The sequence below is a fragment of the Prevotella sp. oral taxon 306 str. F0472 genome, from assembly GCF_000257925.1.
GTDB lineage: Bacteria > Bacteroidota > Bacteroidia > Bacteroidales > Bacteroidaceae > Prevotella > Prevotella vespertina.
Genome location: NZ_AJIN01000036.1, coordinates 55316 through 74432 on the forward strand (window position 1 = coordinate 55316; position 19117 = coordinate 74432).

15 protein-coding genes and 1 tRNA gene are annotated in these 19117 nt (G+C 42.5%); 5 read left to right on the forward strand and 11 right to left on the reverse strand.

Features of this window, described 5'->3' with window-relative positions:
- Positions 1 to 56: 56 nt before the first annotated feature.
- Both HMPREF9969_RS05415 and HMPREF9969_RS05420 read right to left on the reverse strand, forming a co-directional pair.
- Positions 57 to 872, reverse strand: a complete 816-nt coding sequence (locus HMPREF9969_RS05415; protein ID WP_036895150.1) for a Nif3-like dinuclear metal center hexameric protein — start codon at positions 870 to 872, stop codon at positions 57 to 59.
- 124 nt (positions 873 to 996) lie between these two features.
- Positions 997 to 1890, reverse strand: coding sequence for a hypothetical protein (locus HMPREF9969_RS05420; protein WP_036895153.1), 894 nt, complete (start codon positions 1888 to 1890; stop codon positions 997 to 999).
- Positions 1891 to 2899: 1009 nt separating this feature from the next.
- Here HMPREF9969_RS05420 and HMPREF9969_RS05425 point away from each other — a divergent pair.
- The 3 genes from HMPREF9969_RS05425 to HMPREF9969_RS05435 all read left to right on the forward strand — a co-directional run bounded on the left by HMPREF9969_RS05425 (position 2900) and on the right by HMPREF9969_RS05435 (position 5231).
- On the forward strand, positions 2900 to 3973 hold the full coding sequence (locus HMPREF9969_RS05425) for an agmatine deiminase family protein (RefSeq protein ID WP_009434872.1): 1074 nt from the start codon (positions 2900 to 2902) through the stop codon (positions 3971 to 3973).
- Positions 3974 to 4097: 124 nt separating this feature from the next.
- On the forward strand, positions 4098 to 4982 hold the full coding sequence (locus HMPREF9969_RS05430; protein ID WP_009434924.1) for a carbon-nitrogen hydrolase: 885 nt from the start codon (positions 4098 to 4100) through the stop codon (positions 4980 to 4982).
- 175 nt (positions 4983 to 5157) lie between these two features.
- Positions 5158 to 5231, forward strand: a tRNA-Arg gene (locus tag HMPREF9969_RS05435).
- A 518-nt stretch (positions 5232 to 5749) separates the two neighbouring features.
- Here the strand turns inward: HMPREF9969_RS05435 and HMPREF9969_RS05440 are convergent.
- The 9 genes from HMPREF9969_RS05440 to HMPREF9969_RS05480 form a co-directional block, all read right to left on the reverse strand.
- Entirely contained in the window at positions 5750 to 6703 is a 954-nt protein-coding gene (locus HMPREF9969_RS05440) for a hypothetical protein (RefSeq protein ID WP_036895209.1), read from the reverse strand.
- Positions 6704 to 7000: 297 nt separating this feature from the next.
- Entirely contained in the window at positions 7001 to 7741 is a 741-nt protein-coding gene (locus HMPREF9969_RS05445) for a polyprenol monophosphomannose synthase (RefSeq protein WP_009434859.1), read from the reverse strand.
- A gap of 76 nt (positions 7742 to 7817) precedes the next feature.
- Positions 7818 to 8645, reverse strand: a complete 828-nt coding sequence (locus HMPREF9969_RS05450; RefSeq protein WP_009434787.1) for a lysophospholipid acyltransferase family protein — start codon at positions 8643 to 8645, stop codon at positions 7818 to 7820.
- Positions 8646 to 8689: 44 nt separating this feature from the next.
- A complete protein-coding gene (locus HMPREF9969_RS05455; protein ID WP_009434839.1) occupies positions 8690 to 9859 on the reverse strand; it encodes a metallophosphoesterase in 1170 nt (389 codons plus the stop codon).
- Positions 9856 to 10695, reverse strand: coding sequence for a vitamin B12 dependent-methionine synthase activation domain-containing protein (locus HMPREF9969_RS05460; protein WP_009434905.1), 840 nt, complete (start codon positions 10693 to 10695; stop codon positions 9856 to 9858). Before HMPREF9969_RS05460 ends, HMPREF9969_RS05455 begins: the two co-directional genes overlap by 4 nt.
- An 8-nt stretch (positions 10696 to 10703) precedes the next feature.
- On the reverse strand, positions 10704 to 12053 hold the full coding sequence (locus tag HMPREF9969_RS05465) for a dihydroorotase (RefSeq protein WP_009434833.1): 1350 nt from the start codon (positions 12051 to 12053) through the stop codon (positions 10704 to 10706).
- A gap of 196 nt (positions 12054 to 12249) precedes the next feature.
- Positions 12250 to 13104: a DUF4369 domain-containing protein gene (locus tag HMPREF9969_RS05470; protein WP_009434933.1), complete on the reverse strand. Its 855-nt coding sequence runs from the start codon at positions 13102 to 13104 to the stop codon at positions 12250 to 12252.
- A gap of 116 nt (positions 13105 to 13220) precedes the next feature.
- A complete protein-coding gene (locus tag HMPREF9969_RS05475; protein WP_083835291.1) occupies positions 13221 to 13643 on the reverse strand; it encodes a hypothetical protein in 423 nt (140 codons plus the stop codon).
- Complete coding sequence (locus HMPREF9969_RS05480; protein WP_009434853.1) at positions 13627 to 13968, reverse strand: FtsB family cell division protein; 342 nt, start codon at positions 13966 to 13968, stop codon at positions 13627 to 13629. Before HMPREF9969_RS05480 ends, HMPREF9969_RS05475 begins: the two co-directional genes overlap by 17 nt.
- Before the next feature lie 157 nt (positions 13969 to 14125).
- Between HMPREF9969_RS05480 and HMPREF9969_RS05485 the strand changes: the two genes are divergently transcribed.
- Together HMPREF9969_RS05485 and HMPREF9969_RS05490 are read left to right on the forward strand one after the other, a co-directional pair.
- Positions 14126 to 15940: a DNA polymerase III subunit gamma/tau gene (locus HMPREF9969_RS05485; protein WP_009434885.1), complete on the forward strand. Its 1815-nt coding sequence runs from the start codon at positions 14126 to 14128 to the stop codon at positions 15938 to 15940.
- A gap of 313 nt (positions 15941 to 16253) precedes the next feature.
- Positions 16254 to 19097 (forward strand): putative LPS assembly protein LptD, encoded by a 2844-nt coding sequence (locus HMPREF9969_RS05490; RefSeq protein WP_009434862.1) that lies wholly within the window; start codon positions 16254 to 16256, stop codon positions 19095 to 19097.
- The last annotated feature ends 20 nt before the right edge of the window (positions 19098 to 19117 follow it).

Consider the following 19117-nt stretch of genomic DNA (forward strand, 5'->3'; position numbering starts at 1 on the left):
TTATCAAACCCCATTCCTATGCTTGATTAATTGATTGGATAAACCTACTCAACCTACTAGAAATAGATAATCGGATTAGTATTTATCTCTGATATACAGCATTTAACACCTGGGGTATCACGTTCTATCACATCTCGAAGTACTTCCGTTGTATATTGCTCGCTCTGGTAATGACCCATAACACATATCTGTATCTCTTGCTCATGACCAAAGAACTCATGGTATCCCATCTCTCCCGTTATGAAGGCATCGGCACCAGCACCAATGGCATCACGCAACAAGAAAGAACCAGAACCACCACAAATTGCAACATGACGAATCTCTCTGCGAAGTAATTCATTGGCTTGAACGCACTCTACATCAAACTTCTTTTTCAGTAAAAGTATCAAGTCATCAGCTGCTAATGGTGTTTCAAATTCACCAATAACCCCATCACCACCAATTATCGTATTACCTGTGAGCGGACTAAGCACTTGTTTATTCCGACCAAAGAAATGTGCGTTCTTCAATCCTAGTTTCTCGGCTATCTTGAAGTTCACGCCATTCTCTGCCGAATCAAGATTCGTGTGCATGGCAACGATGGCTATATCGTTCTTAATAGCCTTCATAACCGTACGCTGAACATAATCGGTATCTGACACTTGTGATAACTTACGGAAGATAAGTGGATGATGTGCAACAATTAGGTTACAACCACGTTGCATTGCCTCCTCCACCACTTTCTCCGTCACGTCAAGGCACAATAAAGCCCCTGATACTTCCGCCTCTGTCAATCCAACTTGCAGACCAGCATTATCATAACTCTCCTGCAAGGGCAAAGGCGCGAACCGTTCAAGGGCATCAATCACTTCCTTTATTTTCACGCTACGCATAAGTTTTAGACTGCAAAGATAGCAATTTTATTCCATTCTCACAACTCTTATCATACGTTATTTTAGGACTTTATACTAGAGCTGTCGTATCTCACTATCCATCTCCAGGTAGGTTTCAAGCCTCTTACTCCTGTATAATCAAGTAAGGAGACACGTTCCAGAACTTATCCGAATTTGTAATGGTGAGCGTTGAAGTACCATCTTCGTTCGTTGTCAAGGTATAACTTGACTCTGGATTAGGAGATAATATCTTGGGGGATGTCGACTTAATCGTCAACGTTGTTAAGTCCTTCTGATTCGCCTTAATAAAGCTCTCTTCTGTGATATTATTATTGTTTATCTTCTTCGAAAAGAGGCTTGTCTTCAAGAGTCCCTTATCTTTCAGCGTCTGTTTATCAGCAATAATATAGAACACTCTCTTTGGTTGTTCCACTTGCTTCACCACCTTTACTTTAGGGCTATTATTACCTGATACAGACATATCATATTTATAGCGCAGGGCTTCAGCACTATTAGATTGATTCAAGACAATGTATTTCAACTGCTCTACACTGACATCTTTCCTACTAGCAACAGCCTCTAGTTCCGCCATGTGATCACTCTTTTCTTTCAACTGAGAAGCTAAGAAAGCTATCGTCTTATAGAGCTTATCTATTGTGGCACTCTTATCAGATGACACCTCTGACTGCTTTTTCTTCTCACTTAATAGCTTATCTATTTGCTTTTGTTTCTCAGCCAACAACGCTCCAAGACCCTTTATCTGCTGAATAATCTTAGACTTCTTGTTCGCATGCTCAGTAGTCTTACAAAGCATTGCCTCTTGCGATGAGATAAGATCCAAATTATCCGATATTTCGTCTATTGAGGCCGTCAACTGACTTATTGCCTCGTTCTCTCTAGACGGAGGAGTGACATTGACTGCCTCTCGTTTAGGTGCAGGACGTTTCACGTCTTCACATGAGGTACATGCGACGAGTCCGGCAAACACTATCAGAGATGATATTCTAATCCGTTTCATTCTGCAAATAAATCTTGCTGCAAAGATACCTTTTTTATACCAAGAAACCACCGCTCAATATATTAAAAATCCTAATAAAAAGGAAAACTGTTTAAGTTATCTCGCCTGTACAACACGCTTATCTCTTTTCATAACAATATACCTCTATCCTCGAGCCAACACTTATCCTCTATGCTTCTAACACTCTCCTTCATGAGGAAATAGGTTATTTTTACATGAGTCCTAGACTATTTCCTCCTTGTTTTTAGTCTGTTTTATCTGTTATGCGATGCCTTATGCTCACAGGCATCACAATCACGTGTCATACAGAAAGCCTGATATATCTACAAAGGCAGGTGCTTATATTTAAGGTAAAAAGGAATGATAAGATAACAATAAAGTCGAATCAGTGTCCTTGACAGACCATGATTCGACTCTTCTATTATTCTCTCTCAAATTTTATCGATTCTTTTGTAGCTATAAAACTCTTTTTAATTAGAGCTAGCATTACGCTAAGCAAGTTGCTCTACCCATGTTATACTCACTGATAACATTAATCATGTAATGGAAGAACTTGCGCGCCATGGATGATTTCTTAATTCTTTGTTTCATAACGTTGTTCCTTTCTTTTTACCTGTTAAACAATCTTTTTCCTTGTGTCTACCTAATGAGATTGATGCCTTATTAATGGTAAATCATCTACCCTGAACTGACATCTCTTATGTCTTGTTTGCGTTTGCAAAGTTAGTACTGTTAGCAATTTCATACGAAGAATAAGCGCATTTAAACATGAAAAAACGGATTTATTTGACTTTCATCAAACTCCTTGATACATATCAAACGACCTAATTGACGTATGTCAAGTCGTCAATTGACATACATCAAGCACCAGCTTGACATATATCAACGCCCAAGCTACTATAAATGAAACAAACGGATAGCCTATAGCCAACAGAACAAGACATATATACCCCATAAAAAATACAAACGCAAGAACGCCTATCACATTTTCTTTTCTTACCTTTGCAACATGAATACTAACAGACTTCAAGGTTTAAGATTACCCGCTGAATGGGAACAGCAAAGGGCTATCATGCTGATATGGCCACATGAGGACACTGACTGGTGTCCCTATTTGGAGGAGATAACTGAGGTTTATCTTCAGATGGCAAAGGCTATCACTCGACACGAGAAATTGCTCATAACAGCACGAGACACGGAACGGGTGCAGGACTTATTGACCAAGCATCTCACAGAAGGGCAGATGAAACAGGTAACAATATTTGCCTGCGATAACAATGATACATGGGCGCGCGATGTTGCACCCATCACCCTACTCCCAGACACGACAGCGAGCGGAACTGAACAAGCGAGCGTCCTTCTCGACTTCTGTTTCAATGGATGGGGAGAGAAGTTTGCTGCCGACAAGGATAATAAGATTAACCAAGCGGTTTACAAGGCGGGGCTTTTCGAAGGAACACTTGTAAGCCATAAGGACTTCATTCTAGAGGGTGGTTCGATAGAGTGTGATGGCAAGCACACGCTCTTCACAACAACTGGCTGTCTAATGGCACCTCATCGCAACCAACCTTTGAGTAAGGAGGATATTGACCAGAAGTTGCGTTCGTTCTTCCCCAACATCAACCATATTGTATGGTTAGACTACGGTCAATTAGCTGGCGATGATACCGATGGTCACATTGATACTATCGTTCGCATTGCGCCTAATGATACGTTATTATATATAAGGTGTGATGCCCCTCAAGACGAGCACTACGATGACTTCCATCATTTAGAGGAGCAGTTGCAGGGATTAAGAACCCCTGAGGGGCAACCTTATCGACTACTGCCGCTCCCCATGCCAAATGCTATCTACGATGATGGCGAGCGGCTGCCAGCAACACACGCCAACTTCCTTATTCTCAACGACGCTGTACTCGTTCCTACTTATGACCAACCCGAAAAGGACAAAAGGGCGATGGAGCAAATTCAACTGGCGTTCCCTGACAGAGAGATAATAGGTATTGACAGTAGAACTATCATCCGACAACATGGTTCCATACATTGTTTAACCATGCAACTACCGCTTTCTCCTGCTCTTTAAAAGAAGAGAAAAAACATGGAGAAAGTATTTGTCACACTGCATAATAGTAAGTTTAAAAACAACCCCAACCGCTCCGAAGCAAGCTATTTCACGCTTCGGACAAGTTGGAAAACATATTAAATAGATGAGAGAACTAAAGATTGGTATCTTGCAACAACATAACATTGCGGATACGAAGAAGAATATAGAAAGATTGGCAGAGAACATCACTGACCTCGCACAAAGGGGTGCCGAACTAGTCGTATTACAAGAGTTACACAACTCATTATACTTCTGTCAGACGGAGGACGTAAATAACTTCGACTTAGCAGAACCCATACCTGGACCATCAACAGACTTCTATGGTGAGTTGGCACGCAAATTAGGTATCGTGCTTGTTACCTCCCTCTTTGAGAAACGGGCTGCTGGGTTATATCACAACACGGCTGTCGTCATAGAGAAAGACGGAACAATAGCTGGTAAGTATCGTAAGATGCACATTCCCGACGACCCTGCCTACTACGAAAAGTTCTATTTCACACCAGGTGACATCGGTTTCCATCCTATCGACACAAGCGTGGGACGTTTGGGAGTATTGGTTTGTTGGGATCAATGGTACCCTGAGGCAGCCCGCTTAATGGCATTACAAGGCGCAGAAATGCTCATCTACCCCACTGCTATCGGCTATGAAAGTAGTGACACGGAAGCAGAGCAACAACGCCAGCGTGAGGCATGGACAACGGTAATGCGTGGGCACGCAGTGGCTAACGGATTGCCTGTCATCGCCGTTAATCGTGTAGGTCATGAGAGCGATCCAAGCGAACAAACAGGGGGAATTCAGTTCTGGGGAAGTAGCTTCGTGGCTGGTCCACAGGGCGAACTACTCTATCGTGCAAGCGACAATGAGGAGGAGAGTATCATCCTTAACATCGACCTAGACCATAGCGAGCAAGTGCGTCGTTGGTGGCCATTCCTGCGCGATCGCAGGATAGACGAATACAAAGATCTTACGAAGCGATTTATCGATTAATAGGATTAGTGGCTGCTAAAGGATAAGATGAAGAGCCGTTTTAGAATAGTTTTAGGAGAAAGGATTTACAGGAGAAAGCCCTTTCAGAAACCTATAAAAAATCTAAATGCACCCATGTCGGTTTCGGCTTCATTTGGAGTTATCCAAACTTTACAGTACCTTTGCAGCGCTATTAGGCTCCGTAGCTTAGCTGAATAGAGCGTCAGATTCCGGTTCTGAAGGTCTTGGGTTTGAATCCCAACGGAGTCACAACATATCAAGCGGAAGTCCCCTTACCTATCGGGACTTCCGCTTTCTGTTGTTTAGGCGACTATTATCAGGCACGAAAAGTAACACATAGGATTGATGGAAATGACACATACGTATCACGTCATTAACACGTATGTGTTACAAGGGTTAGCACATACGTGTCAGTCGAGCGACACGTATGTGTCATTTCAAGCATCACATATACGAATCTGGAACGAAGTAGATAGTGTCTTCGCTGAGATATTAGCCTTAGCACTACCATCAGCAAGTATGAGGCTGTTCCCGTCTGTGCCGATAAACTTAGGACTTTGATATAGATATGTTCAGAAGTTCACACCCTCAATTTGATAGTTCTTCACCTAATCCAATGATGCTCAACGTATCAAATCGTCATTACACATACCCTCTCCTGCGAACTCACGGCAACGCTCACGGCGAATAGAATAAAGCGTTGCGTCAACAGGATGACCAGCAGAGATTTCCCAAAGACAAGGTATCTATTACGAATCTTACCGACCTTATTTCTGCTTACGTCTATGCGCTAGATAGGTTTCTTTCCCAGGAAAGTGAGGGGTATCGAGAGAGTTTTCCATACAGTAAAATACCACTCGACGATTGAAGACAACGAAGCTAGGTAGATTATTAAGTTCGCTGATTAACGAGTCAGTGAGGGGCTTATCATATAATTGATAATAAAAGACATCTTGCCCTTTGCGCCCATATTCTATCTCTGTACAGTCCCCATACCCATTATTATTACCAATGTTTAAACCTCGATAATCCATCTCCCGCAGTGCAAAACGGATAGAATCCAGGCGCTCAACACTAAGTCCTATCTTCTTTAACTCCCTATTCTTTACTTTATCAGTGACCCCGTTGTCTGGCTCAAAGTTCACATCTACCTTTGAGTTAACGCCCCAGTCCGTAATCTCTCCATTATTCGAATACTCCACGGAGAACCCTGTACTATCCGGCAACCAACCTTTTGTAACTGCAATCAAACGTCTTATCTCTGTTTGATGCGCCTTATAATCAGTTTCCATCGCCTCGGGTGTACAACTTTTCTGTGGCAGAATAGCCAAGACCAAGACACATATTACTTGCAAGATATTGATGATGTGTAATCCAAGAAACACCTTATTTATATATAACTCACGATGAACTATAACCTGAACAACGGATATAACATAAATAACAAGCACAGGGATTGCTACAAACCATGTGACGACAATAAACCAAACTATCCAACTCAGATTATCCTCAGGGTCGTCTTCACCAACAAAGCACAGCATGACGAAGAATAGAAACAACGTAACAACTGCTAACGACATCATGCGTAGAGATGACCAGAAGAAGCCTTTCCAATTCCGCCTATAAGCATCTTCCGGATTAGAGACCTCCTTATGATAACTTAGTAGAAAGCCTATACCAAGGAGAAGAAAAGCGAGCAAAAAGATTATAACTGTTATCATACGATGATTAATTAAGTGGTAAAACGCTTGATACGAATAGTTGGCAAGAATAAGTAGATGCCCCCCTCTTGAACCGAAGAGAGCCTCTCCTTGCATTAAGGAGAGGCTCTTCTCATATCAAGGAAACGCCCTCTTCCCATGCAAGAGAGCGTTTCCTCGTGTGCAGTATCTTGTTTGTTGCTAATGAGACCATACCCCGCAACACACAAACCTGCCCCCTCCTATCCTGCAAACATCTATTTCGAGAAATACTCCTCCTCCTTTTGGGGAGGATAGGTGAGGCTTGTCTTATTACTATTAAGCCTTCGGGTACTTCTTAAACCATCCATCAAGACGGAGGCGCATAACGCCGAAGAAGGCTTCAGAGAATATACCACCACTCATCTTACTAACGCCTTCACGACGATTAACAAAGATGACTGGTACCTCTTTAATCTTAAAGCCTATCTTGTAAGAAGTGTACTTCATCTCTATCTGGAAAGCATATCCTTTAAACCTAATATCATCTAATGGGATAGTTTCCAACACCTTCCTACGATAGCAAACAAAGCCTGCAGTGGTGTCATGAACATGGAATCCCGTCACTGTCTGTACGTATTTACTAGCGAAATAACTCATTAGCACGCGTCCAATAGGCCAATTAACAACATTCACCCCACTAACATAACGTGAGCCAACAGCGACATCATAGCCTTCATCATGCGTCGCAGCATAAAGACGAGGGAGGTCGTTTGGATCGTGACTAAAGTCGGCATCCATCTCAAAGATATAATCATAACCATGCTCCAATGCCCACTTAAAACCTGTAATATAAGCTGTTCCTAGTCCTAACTTACCAGTACGCTCGATAATAAACAATCGGTCAGAACAACCATTGTTTATCAATCGATGAACAATCTGCGCAGTGCCATCTGGACTTCCATCATCAATTACCAAGACATGAAAGAACTTATCCAAATTGAATACAGCATGGATAATCTTCTCTATATTCTCCTTCTCGTTATAGGTCGGTATGATTACTATACTATCGCTTGTCATAGGTTTTGTTTTTGTGCAAAAGTAGTATATTTATCTGAATGAAGCAAATAATCGAATAAAAACCAGTAGTCAGTTATTACTGATCTGGGTTATCTATAAATCCTTGGTACTTCTCTTCTAGTCCTGACATGACTGCTTTATACGCCTCAACCATAGTTTGCTTCTCAAACTCCGAACCCTTTCCCTTAGGCTGAATAGGTTCATGAATCGTTAAACGAAGTCTATTCCATACGGGGAAGTTCCAGTCTTTTGTTCGTGGCATAACGTCAAATGAACCATTAATAGTAATTGGGCATACTGGTAATTGCAGCTCATCAGCAAGCATAAAAGCACCTCGGCGGAAGTGAGCCATATGACCAGTAAAGCTGCGCGCACCCTCTGGAAACACCACTACTGACATCCCCTCGCGTAGCGTCTGACGTGCTTCATCGTATGTCTTCTTTATCTTGCTCGCCCCACTCTTATCTACAAAGATGTGGTGAGCCTGCTCACATGCAAGTCCAATGAGCGGTATCTTGCGGATAGCCTTCTTCATCATCCATTTGAAGTTACGCCCTAAGAAACCATAAATAAGGAAGATGTCGAATGCTCCTTGATGGTTACTAACAAAGACATAACTCTGTTTGGGGTCTAAGTGTTCACGCCCTTCTACCTTTACAGGGAGGAACAATAAGCGAATAGTAAACCATGACCACCACTTTCCAGGATAGTATCCCCAGAAGTGACCATTGCCTAATCGACAGCCAATCGTCGTTATCAAGGCTGTGAGAATAGAGGCAAGTATGAAAAGAGGAAGTACGATACATAATGTATAGAGGTCGTACAGAAGTGTTCCCATCAACGCAAAGAAGGATGGGTGATGAATAGTGTGTTTTGTGTGTCGTTGTAATGTCGAATTGCTCATAAGATAATTCTTTATTGCTTTCTTTTATTGTTTGTTACTCATTATTACTTCGTATGTAACGTTATTACTGTTACTTCATTTGGCATATTAAGACGGAAAGGGACGAGCCCACCAAGCCCCGCTGTGACATAGAGATAACGCCCGTCTTGCTCGTAGAGTCCATGATCTTCATGCTGTCGGAGGCTTGTTGGTCGCCATCCAAAGAGTTGCATCTGTCCGCCATGAGTGTGCCCTGAGAGCGTTAATTGGGCTGTCGTTTGAGGCAAGATAGAACGTTTCCAGGCAGAAGGGTCGTGTTGCAACATAATGACAAATGCTCCTTTAGGAATCCCCATGGTCGCTTTCTTATAATTAGAATAGTTCGGGAATGGTGGTTTCCCATCATTCTCCGTACCACAGATATATATATCCTCACCCTTTGGTGAGCATATTATCACATTCTGATTACGCAAGAGTGTCCATCCCAAGCCCTTCTCTTCCTCCTTGACAAGCCTCATCTCTTGTGCAATCTTCTCTTTCTTACTGCCTACGATATACTCTGTATAGTCATGATTACCCAACACAGAGATGGTACGCGACATCGGTTTACGAATAACCGCTTGCATTGCCTCCACCTCTTGTGGGCGCATATTCTGTATGTCACCAGTAAAACAAATAAGGTTAGCGTGCTGCTTTTCTATGCTATCCATCTCCGCTTTCAATATCTTCTCACGCCATCCATCAAAGGTTCCGAGATGCAAATCAGATACATGTACAATGCGATAGCCATTGAAGGAGGCAGGTAGATTCTTAAAAGATAGGTCGATGTGGTTCACTTTAATTGCTGATACACCAGCTGTAATCCCATAGACATACACACCAAAAGCACCCACGCCCAATAGAACTCCTATGTAATGCCCCCAGTTACGAGGCGTGTGTGTGATATACTTACGCATTATCCAACCCAAGAAAGAACTAATAGCAAAGATTGTCTTTGGCACGACGAACATTCCAAGGAGGAATAGATAAGTGTTCAACCAAGTGAGGTCTACTGGGGCAAAGTTGCGTATGGAAGCCAACAAACAAGTATAGACAACCATACCAATGCAGGGTATCCACCATAGAAGACGCTGCCACCAAGTCACGTGATAACGCTTTCGGAAATAGTGCATATCAATGTACAAATCCGAAAGAACTATCATTAAGAGGAGGTATATCACAATTCTTGCTATCATCTCTTTAGTAGATTGGCACTTAAAAAAGTCCTTACTTTCTCTATGGGGAGCCCTCGCCGATGTGCATAGTCTTGTAGTTGTTCCTCATCAATCTTACCTAAATCAAAGTAACAAGCCTTCGGATGAGCGAACATAAAGCCTGAAACACTTGCATGAGGTATCATCATTCCTGTTTCGGTAAGCCTTATCCCAATCCCTTTCATATCTAGATTACGTTCAAGAAGGAAGTTCACACTTGTGTCAGGAAGTGATGGATAACCTATTGCAGGGCGTATTCCTTGATACTTCTCGGCATAGAGTTCCGCTATCGTAAGCTGCTCATCAGGTGCATACCCCCAATACTTCCGCCTCACCTCTTCATGCATTCTCTCTGCCGTAGCCTCTGCCAATCTATCAGATAGGGTTTGAGACAACATGTGAAGATAAGTATCAGCTTCGTTATCAGTGGTTATTGCTTGATCAACAGAGGTAGCAAAGATACCAACAGTATCAGTTATTCCTGAAGAAAGTGGGCGCACAAAGTCTGCAAGGCATAAGTTAGGTTTACCCTTCTTCACCCTTTGCTGACGCAACATAGGGATTCGGATCCCATTGATAAGGAGGTCATCTCCATCGCTATTAGCCTCACAAAGCGCAAAGACTGCACGTGTGTGATATTGCCCTTCCATACTTGCCAACATGGCTTCAGCATCTTGCTTCAATTCCTGCTGCGCATCTTTTGCCTTGCCATTCATCGACCAGGCATAATAGAAGTAAGGCCAATTAATATAAGGTGTAATGTCACTTATGTTGTAAGTGAGTATCTTACTCTTATTATCAGCTGGGCTTTCTTTCATATTCGGAATTATTTTGTGTTGCGGAAAGAGAGCCTCTCCCCTCTCGTTGTTGTGTCTAATTTGCCATTATCCAATAGGTGGTGTCCATTGCAGAAGGTGTGTATTACCTTCCATTGAAACGTGTGTCCCATCATCGGACTCCACTTACATTTACTCTGTATGCACGCTTCGTCTACTATCCATGATTGATGCGGTTGAACAATCGTAACATCTGCTTTGTAGCCTTCTCGTAGATATCCACGCTTGTCTATCTCGAATAACTGCGCAGGAGCATGCGCCATTAACTCAACCAGTCGTTCGATGGTTAGAACGCCATTATCCACCAGTTCCAACATAGAAACCAGTGAGAACTGGATCATGGGCATACCCGAAGCAGCCTTGGCACAGCCTCCTTGCTTTTGAGAAAGAAGGTGAGGAGCATGATCAGTACCGATTGTTGTAATACGACCAGACATGAGTGCTTGTTGAATAGCAGTACGATCAGCTGGTGTCTTAACAGATGGATTGCATTTAATTAGTGCGCCTTTCGTAAGATAATCCTCGTTGGAAAAGATGATGTGGGCTATCACTGCCTCAAGAGTTATGCGCCCCTCATCTTCTGGATGACCTGCAAATGAAAGTTCTTTAGCCGTAGAAACGTGTGCAATATGAAGTTGTGTCTTGTATTTCCTAGCAAGTTCAACAGCTAAGGAAGACGACTGCCAGCAAGCTTCCTCACTGCGGATTTCCCAATGATGGGTAATGTCTGGGTCTTCTCCAAAGCGTTCTTTAGCTGCCTTCATATTCTGGTTTATGATACCAGAGTCCTCACAATGCGTCATAACAGGAAGCCCCAAAGAGGCTGCAACACGGAAGGTTGCCTCTAAGGAATCACGTTGGTCTACCAGCATATTCCCCGTTGAAGCTCCCATGAAGAGCTTTATTCCTGGAATAGAGTGGACATCTAACTGCTCAAATAACTTGCTATTCGCATTCGTAGCACCAAAGAAGAAACTATAGTTAACGTGACTTGACTTCGCAGCACGCGCCCACTTATCTTCCAAAGCCACTATAGTTGTGGTCTGGGGATTGGTATTTGGCATATCAAAATAGGATGTCACACCACCGAAAGCAGCTGCCCTACTCTCGCTCTCGAGGTCTGCCTTCTCTGTAAGCCCTGGTTCACGGAAGTGTACATGACTATCAATAACACCTGGCAAGACGAAACATCCCGTGGCATCGACTACCTCGTCAAATGTGCCACGGGCTGTTAGATTACCTTTAATAATATCTTTGATACAATCATCCTCTATGATTATTGAGCCGAGAAAACTTCGACCTTCGTTGACGATAGTACCGCCTTGAATAAGTCTCCGCATATAATTATAAATGTTTTAAGGGGTTTCGTTGAGAATAAAGTGAGCCTCTATCGAGTCTTCCAAACCATCTATCTCTAATACTTAAAGCACTCTCCACTACTGCAATCATTCGTTATCACCCTTGTAACAATCCGTTATCACCCGTATGATACATCAGTATTACTATTGTGACACGCCGTTATAACTATTGTGATAATTACTTTGGAATAGAGTCGCCTGCCATCTCTGCTGGTGTAGGAGGAGCCGTTGAAGCATTTGGCGTAGTACCTGGCGCATCGTTCATCGGTGCATTTGCGGGTTCAGCCATACCATTCATCTCCTTTTGAGCCTGCAAGAAATCAGCGTAGAAAGTCTTTATCTCGGGGTTATTCTTAAAGTTATCTGTTGCCTTTGTCATGATGAACTCGACCCAAGAAGGTAGTTGATTAACAGCATTAGCATACATATAATCATTCATCCAAACAGGGTAAGCATTAGGCGTAGTATCGTATGATATACGTGTCATAAAGCACCACGGACCTAACACGTTATCAAAGTTTTCAGTCACAAACTTGGTGAATAACTTATCACTCTTTGCGTACACGCCTAGTGCCTTCTTAATAAGTCGGGCATTGATAGTCTCCTCGTCGTGTCCATTTAGTATTGCGGCACTCTCCTCATGATCGATCTCTCCATACTGATTTCGTAGTTGAGTAAACTTCGTCCAGAAGTCGTTTAACTTATCATTCAATGGTGTTCCGCTAACGCGTTGTTGGGTATTATCCAGTTTAACGACTATATCTCCACCTTCAATAACAACGGGGAATTGAAGGTTAACATCATCCATAAAGACTTGCGCCACCCTAACAGAATCGATCGTACCATGGAATGAGAACTGTCCATGAACGACGTCACATGAATCTAAATTAACCAATGAGTCCGCCTTATCTACCTTGAGATAGAGCTTCCGACCATCTAAACTTGAGACGTTGGAAGTACCTTGTATATTGAAAGAACTTCCACAAGAAGTGCAAGCGATAAGCGTTAAAAGTGCGTAAAGAACTTTATTCATAGGTCATTAAACTGGTTCTGTTTTGACAAAAGTACAACGTATAATTGATGCCAAGAAACATTTTTATTCAAATTAAAACTATCTATTCCTCTTTTAGACTTTTTTAGTTACTAACCCTATTGGAGTTCCTTTTTAAGCTCATAACTAATACGATGTGAGGTGTACATCTCTAGGATTGCTGAGATTAAAAGAAGTATCACCCAATTATGATGAAAGACATTCACGTAAGTGGTATAACCCTCAGCTGTATTAGAGAACACAGGGCGAAGGAACATATAAGAGTCCTCCACCATGAAGAAGCCAGCAATGATAAAGCCAAAGCCAGCAATAGTCATAATCTTACGTAAGCGACGAATAGTCAGTGAAGAGCCGTCATATCGTTGACGTGACTGCATTAAGACGAAAGCAAGAGCACCGATAAGCATTATCCAACATGCAACGTGTTGAATAATGAAAAAGGCGTAGAGCCCTGCACCTGCAACCATCGTTATTCCACCAAGAAGATAGATTATTGATTCAAGTTTACTCAGTTGTCTCATACTTTTGGGTATTATATGGCTGTTCATCATCGCTTAGCACGAAGATATCCTCATCTTCAGTCTTCATGAAATAACGCTCCCTTGCGATGCGAGCAATCGCTTTCGGGTCACGCTTTAAGTCCTTTAGTTGTTGGGTATCATGACGATATTGCCTATCATACTTTTGGATTTCTGCCTTCAAGTCTTTAATCTGGTAGGCATATTCAATACGCTTCATAAAGCTATTCTCATCCAAGACTCCTACAATGAGAACGCCCAAGAGGATAACAATATGAAACTTGAACCGACTTAGAAAGCCAAGTATATGTCCAGTAATCTTGCTCACTTATTACTCAATTTTGTGCAAAAGTAAGGAAAAGATTGCACATGTTGGCATATAGCAAACAGATTTTTAGCAAATTAACAATTTAATATCTATGCTCTAAGAGCGTCTTTTCTCAACTTTTATTACCTTTGCATCACGAATTAGAAAAGTATGATTTATGGATGAATATATCGTCTCAGCGCGTAAGTATCGACCGATGTCCTTCGACTCTGTCGTGGGTCAACAGGCTTTGACCACCACGCTGAAGAATGCTGTAAAAAGTGGCAAATTGGCTCATGCCTATCTCTTTTGTGGACCGCGAGGAGTGGGTAAGACAACTTGTGCACGTATCTTCGCTAAGGCTATCAACTGCGAGAATCCCACCAATGAGGGTGAGGCTTGCAATGAATGTGAGAGCTGTAAAGCCTTTGCCGAAGGGCGCAGTTACAACATATTTGAGCTTGATGCAGCAAGTAACAACTCGGTTGAGAACATCAAGACGCTTATGGAACAGACCCGCATACCACCGCAGGTTGGACGCTACAAAGTGTTTATCATCGATGAGGTTCATATGTTATCAACAGCTGCCTTTAACGCATTTCTCAAGACATTGGAGGAACCTCCTGCACACGTAATCTTCATCCTTGCAACCACTGAAAAGCATAAGATCTTACCAACCATATTGTCTCGTTGCCAGATATATGACTTCGAACGCATGACAGTTCCTAATATCATCAACCACTTAAAGGCCGTTGCTGAGAAAGAGAACATACAATATGATGAGCAAGCTCTCAATATCATCGCAGAGAAAGCAGATGGCGGTATGCGTGATGCTCTCTCTATCTTCGATCAAGCAGCAAGTTTCTCACAAGGCAATATCACCTACCAAAAAGTGATAGAAGACCTCAATGTGCTTGATGAAGACAATTATTTCAACATCATCAATCTTGCCCTTGAGAATAAGGTAAGCGACATTATGGTTCTTCTGAACAATGTTATCAACAAAGGTTTTGATGGTGGTCACCTCATCAACGGACTTGCTTCGCACGTTCGCAACGTATTGATGGCAAAAGATGTACAAACTCTACCATTATTAGAGGTTAGCGAACAACAACGCAAACGATACCAAGAGCAGGCGCAGAAGTGCCCTACTCTCTTCCTATACAACGCTTTGAAGATTATGAACCAATGTGATGTTGAATATCGACAAAGCTCTAATAAGCGGTTACTCGTTGAGCTCACGCTCATTCAAGTAGCACAAATCACACAGAAGGACGATGATGTCCCAGCCTCGGGGCGTAGCCCTAAACGATTAAAATCCCTGTTTAAGAATCTTATTGTAAAGGCTCAACAGAAACCGACTCAGCAGGTGGTTGGGAGCCTTAAACATCATCATGAGGCGTCTCACAAGTCAACTGACAACGAGACTCCTGTAACCATTGCGCCCCCTTCTAACAACTCTACCGAAGCGTTAACAAGCAATCATAGTGGTACAGCCGTCGTCACCCATGGTTTACCTACATCGATTAACTTAGGAGGAATGGGGCTTTCGGTCAGCAACTTACTCAAAGGAGAAGAACGTAAAAACACCAATACCAACGAGCCAGAAGTAACCAACAAAGAGGAGAAAGAGGAGTTTTCTCAACAAGAACTCATCGTACAATGGCGTGCAATGTGCAAACGTATGCCTAACGGAATGCAAGCTCTTGCACAGCGCATGGGCAATATCACCCCTACAATAACAGCTTTCCCGAATATTCAGATACTTGCTGAAAACAATATCCAACTCAGTGAGTTGCTACCTATCAAGGCTCGTATCCGAGCTACATTGGCTAAGTATCTGCATAATGGACAGCTTGAAGTGGACATTAGACTTGCCAAACAAGAGGAGATAAAGCCAATGCTTACACCTCATCAAGAACTCGAGAAACTCAAAAAAGAGAATCAACCCGTATTGAGACTCATTGAGGCTCTATCGTTGGATTTGGCTTAGAACAGTTTAGTTGGCATTCCTCTCAATAGGGCAACACTCTTACTAGGGCAAGAGATAATAAAAGACTGAAAAGAAGAAGAGCCTTTCTTATCATTAAAGAGAGGCTTTCTTCATAGCAAAGAAACGCCTTCCTTAAATAAAGGAAAGTACTTCTTCGATTATGACTAACTATCAACAGGTTTAGAGACTGACAAAAGTAGCATAATTAGTCAGCATGGGTAACATCTCACAAGACTGCTAAATAGAAACGTTAAAATAGCGTAATGATATTTGAATTCACCATTATTTCTGTACTTTTGCATGGTTTTAGGCAATGAGAAATAAGAGCATTATACTCCTACTATCGTTCGTCATCGTGTGTGCGATGGCAAGTGTTCGTATGCCAGTACCGCAACCTAAGAAAGCAAAGAAGGTTAAGGGTAATGTCATTGCAGTGGACAGCTTGCTAAGAGGCAACGCTGGGAACGATGAGAAAAAGGTTGAAGGAAACGCACAAGATACCACGAAGATGGACTCTCTTCAGTTGGCTATCTATCACCATAACAAGGCTATTGATGATTCGATTAGGGCTGATAGCATTATGAAATCACGCTCAAATGGAATCAACTCTCCAGTTACTTATTCTGCACAGGACTCTTTGGTCTATGATGCCAGCACGGGAACTGCCTACTTATACGGCGGTTCTAAGGTTGATTATGAGAATATGAAGCTGGCGAGTGATAAGGTGTTTATGAATCTAGACAGCAGTTTGGTGCGTGCAACGGGTACTCCCGACTCAACGGAAGAGGGTGGAATCAAAGGAAAACCACTCTTTACTATGGGCAAAGATGAGTACAAGAGTGACACAATGGCATTCAACTTCAAATCAAAGAAAGGCTTGATTAAGGGCGTCTACACCGCACAACAGGATGGTTTCCTTAGTGGTGAGGTGGGCAAAAGAGACTCTACTGGGGTGATATACTTACAACATGGACGCTATACAACGTGTGACGACCCTCATCCGGACTTCTATATTGCACTCTCAAGAGCCAAGGTTCGACCAGGAAAAGACGTTGTCTTTGGTCCTGCCTATCTTGTGGTAGCTGACATTCCATTGCCTTTAGCCATTCCTTATGGATTCTTCCCCTTCTCAAAGAAATACTCCAGTGGATTCATCATGCCTAATTATGGTGATGAAAGTAACCGCGGTTTCTATCTTCGTGATGGTGGTTATTACTTCGCAATAAGCGATAAGTGGGACTTAAAACTATTGGGGGAAATCTATACCAAAGGCTCTTGGGGACTATCAGCAGCCAGCAACTACCGCAAACGTTATCGTTATTCGGGTTCGTTCCTGTTTAGTTATCAAGATTCAAAGACGGGTGATAAGGGCTTACCAGACTACTCCGAACAGGAGAGCTTTAAGATTCAATGGAACCATAGACAGGATCCGAAAGCGAATCCATACAGCTCTCTTGCTGCCAGCGTGAACTTTGCTACGTCAAGTTATGAACGTAACAACCTCAATAGCTTATACAACCCACAGACCTTAACACAGTCTACTCGTACGTCTTCTGTTAGCTGGAGTACAACTTTCTCAAGCATAGGCTTGTCACTAAGTGCTACCACAAACCTATCGCAGAACATGCGTGATAACACCATACAAATGACCCTCCCTGACTTGAATATCAGCCTAAGTCGCTTCTATCCATTCAAACGGAAGCATGCTGTGGGTAAGGAGCGTTGGTATGAGAAGGTATCTATGAGCTATACTGGACAGTTATCTAACTCGATCACAACTAACGAGGATAAACTATTACACTCAAACCTCTTTAAGGACTGGCGGAACGGCTTCCAACACACGATACCAGTACAGGCTAACTTCACCTTATTTAATTATATCAACGTTACACCATCGTTCAATTTCGTTGACCGAATGTATTCAAAGAAGGTGAATCGCTCGTGGGATGCTACTCATCAGACGGAGGTGAAGGATACAACATACGGTTTCCACAATATTTATAATTGGAGTATGAGCGTTGGAGCAAGTACGAAGTTATATGGTTTCTGGAAGCCTAGTCGTAAGCTCTTTGGCGATAAGATTCAAGCAATCCGACACGTCATCACCCCTCAAATCTCATTCTCTTATTCGCCTAACTTCGGCTCTCGTCATTATGGTTACTACGATAGTTACCAGTACACAGACGCTAGTGGTAACGTGAAACTCGTTGAGTATTCTCCTTACCAAGAGGAGCTTTATAGCGTACCCGGAAAGACCAAAACGGAGATGATTTCATGGGATGTTAGCAATAATCTGGAGATGAAGATCAAGAGTGACAAGGACTCTACTGGATTCAAGAAGATTAGTCTCATTGACGAGTTGGGAGCGACGATGTCTTACAATGCAGCAACCAACTTCCATCGTTGGAGTGACCTAGGTGTACGTCTCCGATTAAAGTGGTGGAAGAATTACACATTCTCTATGAATGCCCAATTCGCTACTTATGCATACGAGTTAGATGCTAGTGGCAAACCATACGTTGGTAACCACACAGAATGGGGATATGGTCGCTTGCCTCGATTCCAGGGTATGTCGCAGAACTTCTCATTCACTCTTAACCCAGAGAAGTTGCGTAAGTGGTTCGGACATAAGGATGATAAGGACGACAACAAGGTTTCAGAAGGAAGCGATGGACCAGATACCAACATCGAATCGAACATGGATGACGACCTCGAAAAAGGTAAATATGCAGCCAAAAAGAAGCGTGGTAACATCGCAGAAACCGATGAGAACGGTTACATGAGATTTAATATGCCATGGTCATTAACCATTGGTTATGGTATCACAATGCGTGAGAATACGGGTGGAAAGTTCAATACTAAGACCATGCGTTACCCTTATAAGTTCACACAGACATTGAATGTCTCAGGGAATATTCGTATCAGTGACGGATGGAACATCAACTTCTCTAGTGGCTATGATTTCGAGAATCATGCCATGAGTATGACGACTGCTAGTCTGTCTCGCGACCTTCACTGCTTCAATATGAGTGCGTCAGTTGTATTGGCACCTTACACCTCTTACAACTTTACTTTCCGTTGTAACGCATCAACACTAACGGATGCCTTGAAGTATGATAAGCGTAGTGGTATCACCAGGACAATACAATGGTACTAAGTTATCATAGAATATAAATA

Bases quoted from the DNA above. Each gene is read 5' to 3' on its own strand.
- HMPREF9969_RS05450 (WP_009434787.1), bottom strand. From the start codon at position 8,645: ATGAGCAATTCGACATTACAACGACACACAAAACACACTATTCATCAC.
- HMPREF9969_RS05425 (WP_009434872.1), top strand. From the start codon at position 2,900: ATGAATACTAACAGACTTCAAGGTTTAAGATTACCCGCTGAATGGGAA.
- HMPREF9969_RS05430 (WP_009434924.1), top strand. From the start codon at position 4,098: ATGAGAGAACTAAAGATTGGTATCTTGCAACAACATAACATTGCGGAT.
- HMPREF9969_RS05460 (WP_009434905.1), bottom strand. From the start codon at position 10,695: ATGAAAGAAAGCCCAGCTGATAATAAGAGTAAGATACTCACTTACAAC.
- HMPREF9969_RS05490 (WP_009434862.1), top strand. From the start codon at position 16,254: ATGAGAAATAAGAGCATTATACTCCTACTATCGTTCGTCATCGTGTGT.
- HMPREF9969_RS05440 (WP_036895209.1), bottom strand. From the start codon at position 6,703: ATGATAACAGTTATAATCTTTTTGCTCGCTTTTCTTCTCCTTGGTATA.
- HMPREF9969_RS05455 (WP_009434839.1), bottom strand. From the start codon at position 9,859: ATGATAGCAAGAATTGTGATATACCTCCTCTTAATGATAGTTCTTTCG.
- HMPREF9969_RS05415 (WP_036895150.1), bottom strand. From the start codon at position 872: ATGCGTAGCGTGAAAATAAAGGAAGTGATTGATGCCCTTGAACGGTTC.
- HMPREF9969_RS05475 (WP_083835291.1), bottom strand. From the start codon at position 13,643: ATGAGACAACTGAGTAAACTTGAATCAATAATCTATCTTCTTGGTGGA.
- HMPREF9969_RS05445 (WP_009434859.1), bottom strand. From the start codon at position 7,741: ATGACAAGCGATAGTATAGTAATCATACCGACCTATAACGAGAAGGAG.
- HMPREF9969_RS05485 (WP_009434885.1), top strand. From the start codon at position 14,126: ATGGATGAATATATCGTCTCAGCGCGTAAGTATCGACCGATGTCCTTC.
- HMPREF9969_RS05465 (WP_009434833.1), bottom strand. From the start codon at position 12,053: ATGCGGAGACTTATTCAAGGCGGTACTATCGTCAACGAAGGTCGAAGT.
- HMPREF9969_RS05470 (WP_009434933.1), bottom strand. From the start codon at position 13,104: ATGAATAAAGTTCTTTACGCACTTTTAACGCTTATCGCTTGCACTTCT.
- HMPREF9969_RS05420 (WP_036895153.1), bottom strand. From the start codon at position 1,890: ATGAAACGGATTAGAATATCATCTCTGATAGTGTTTGCCGGACTCGTC.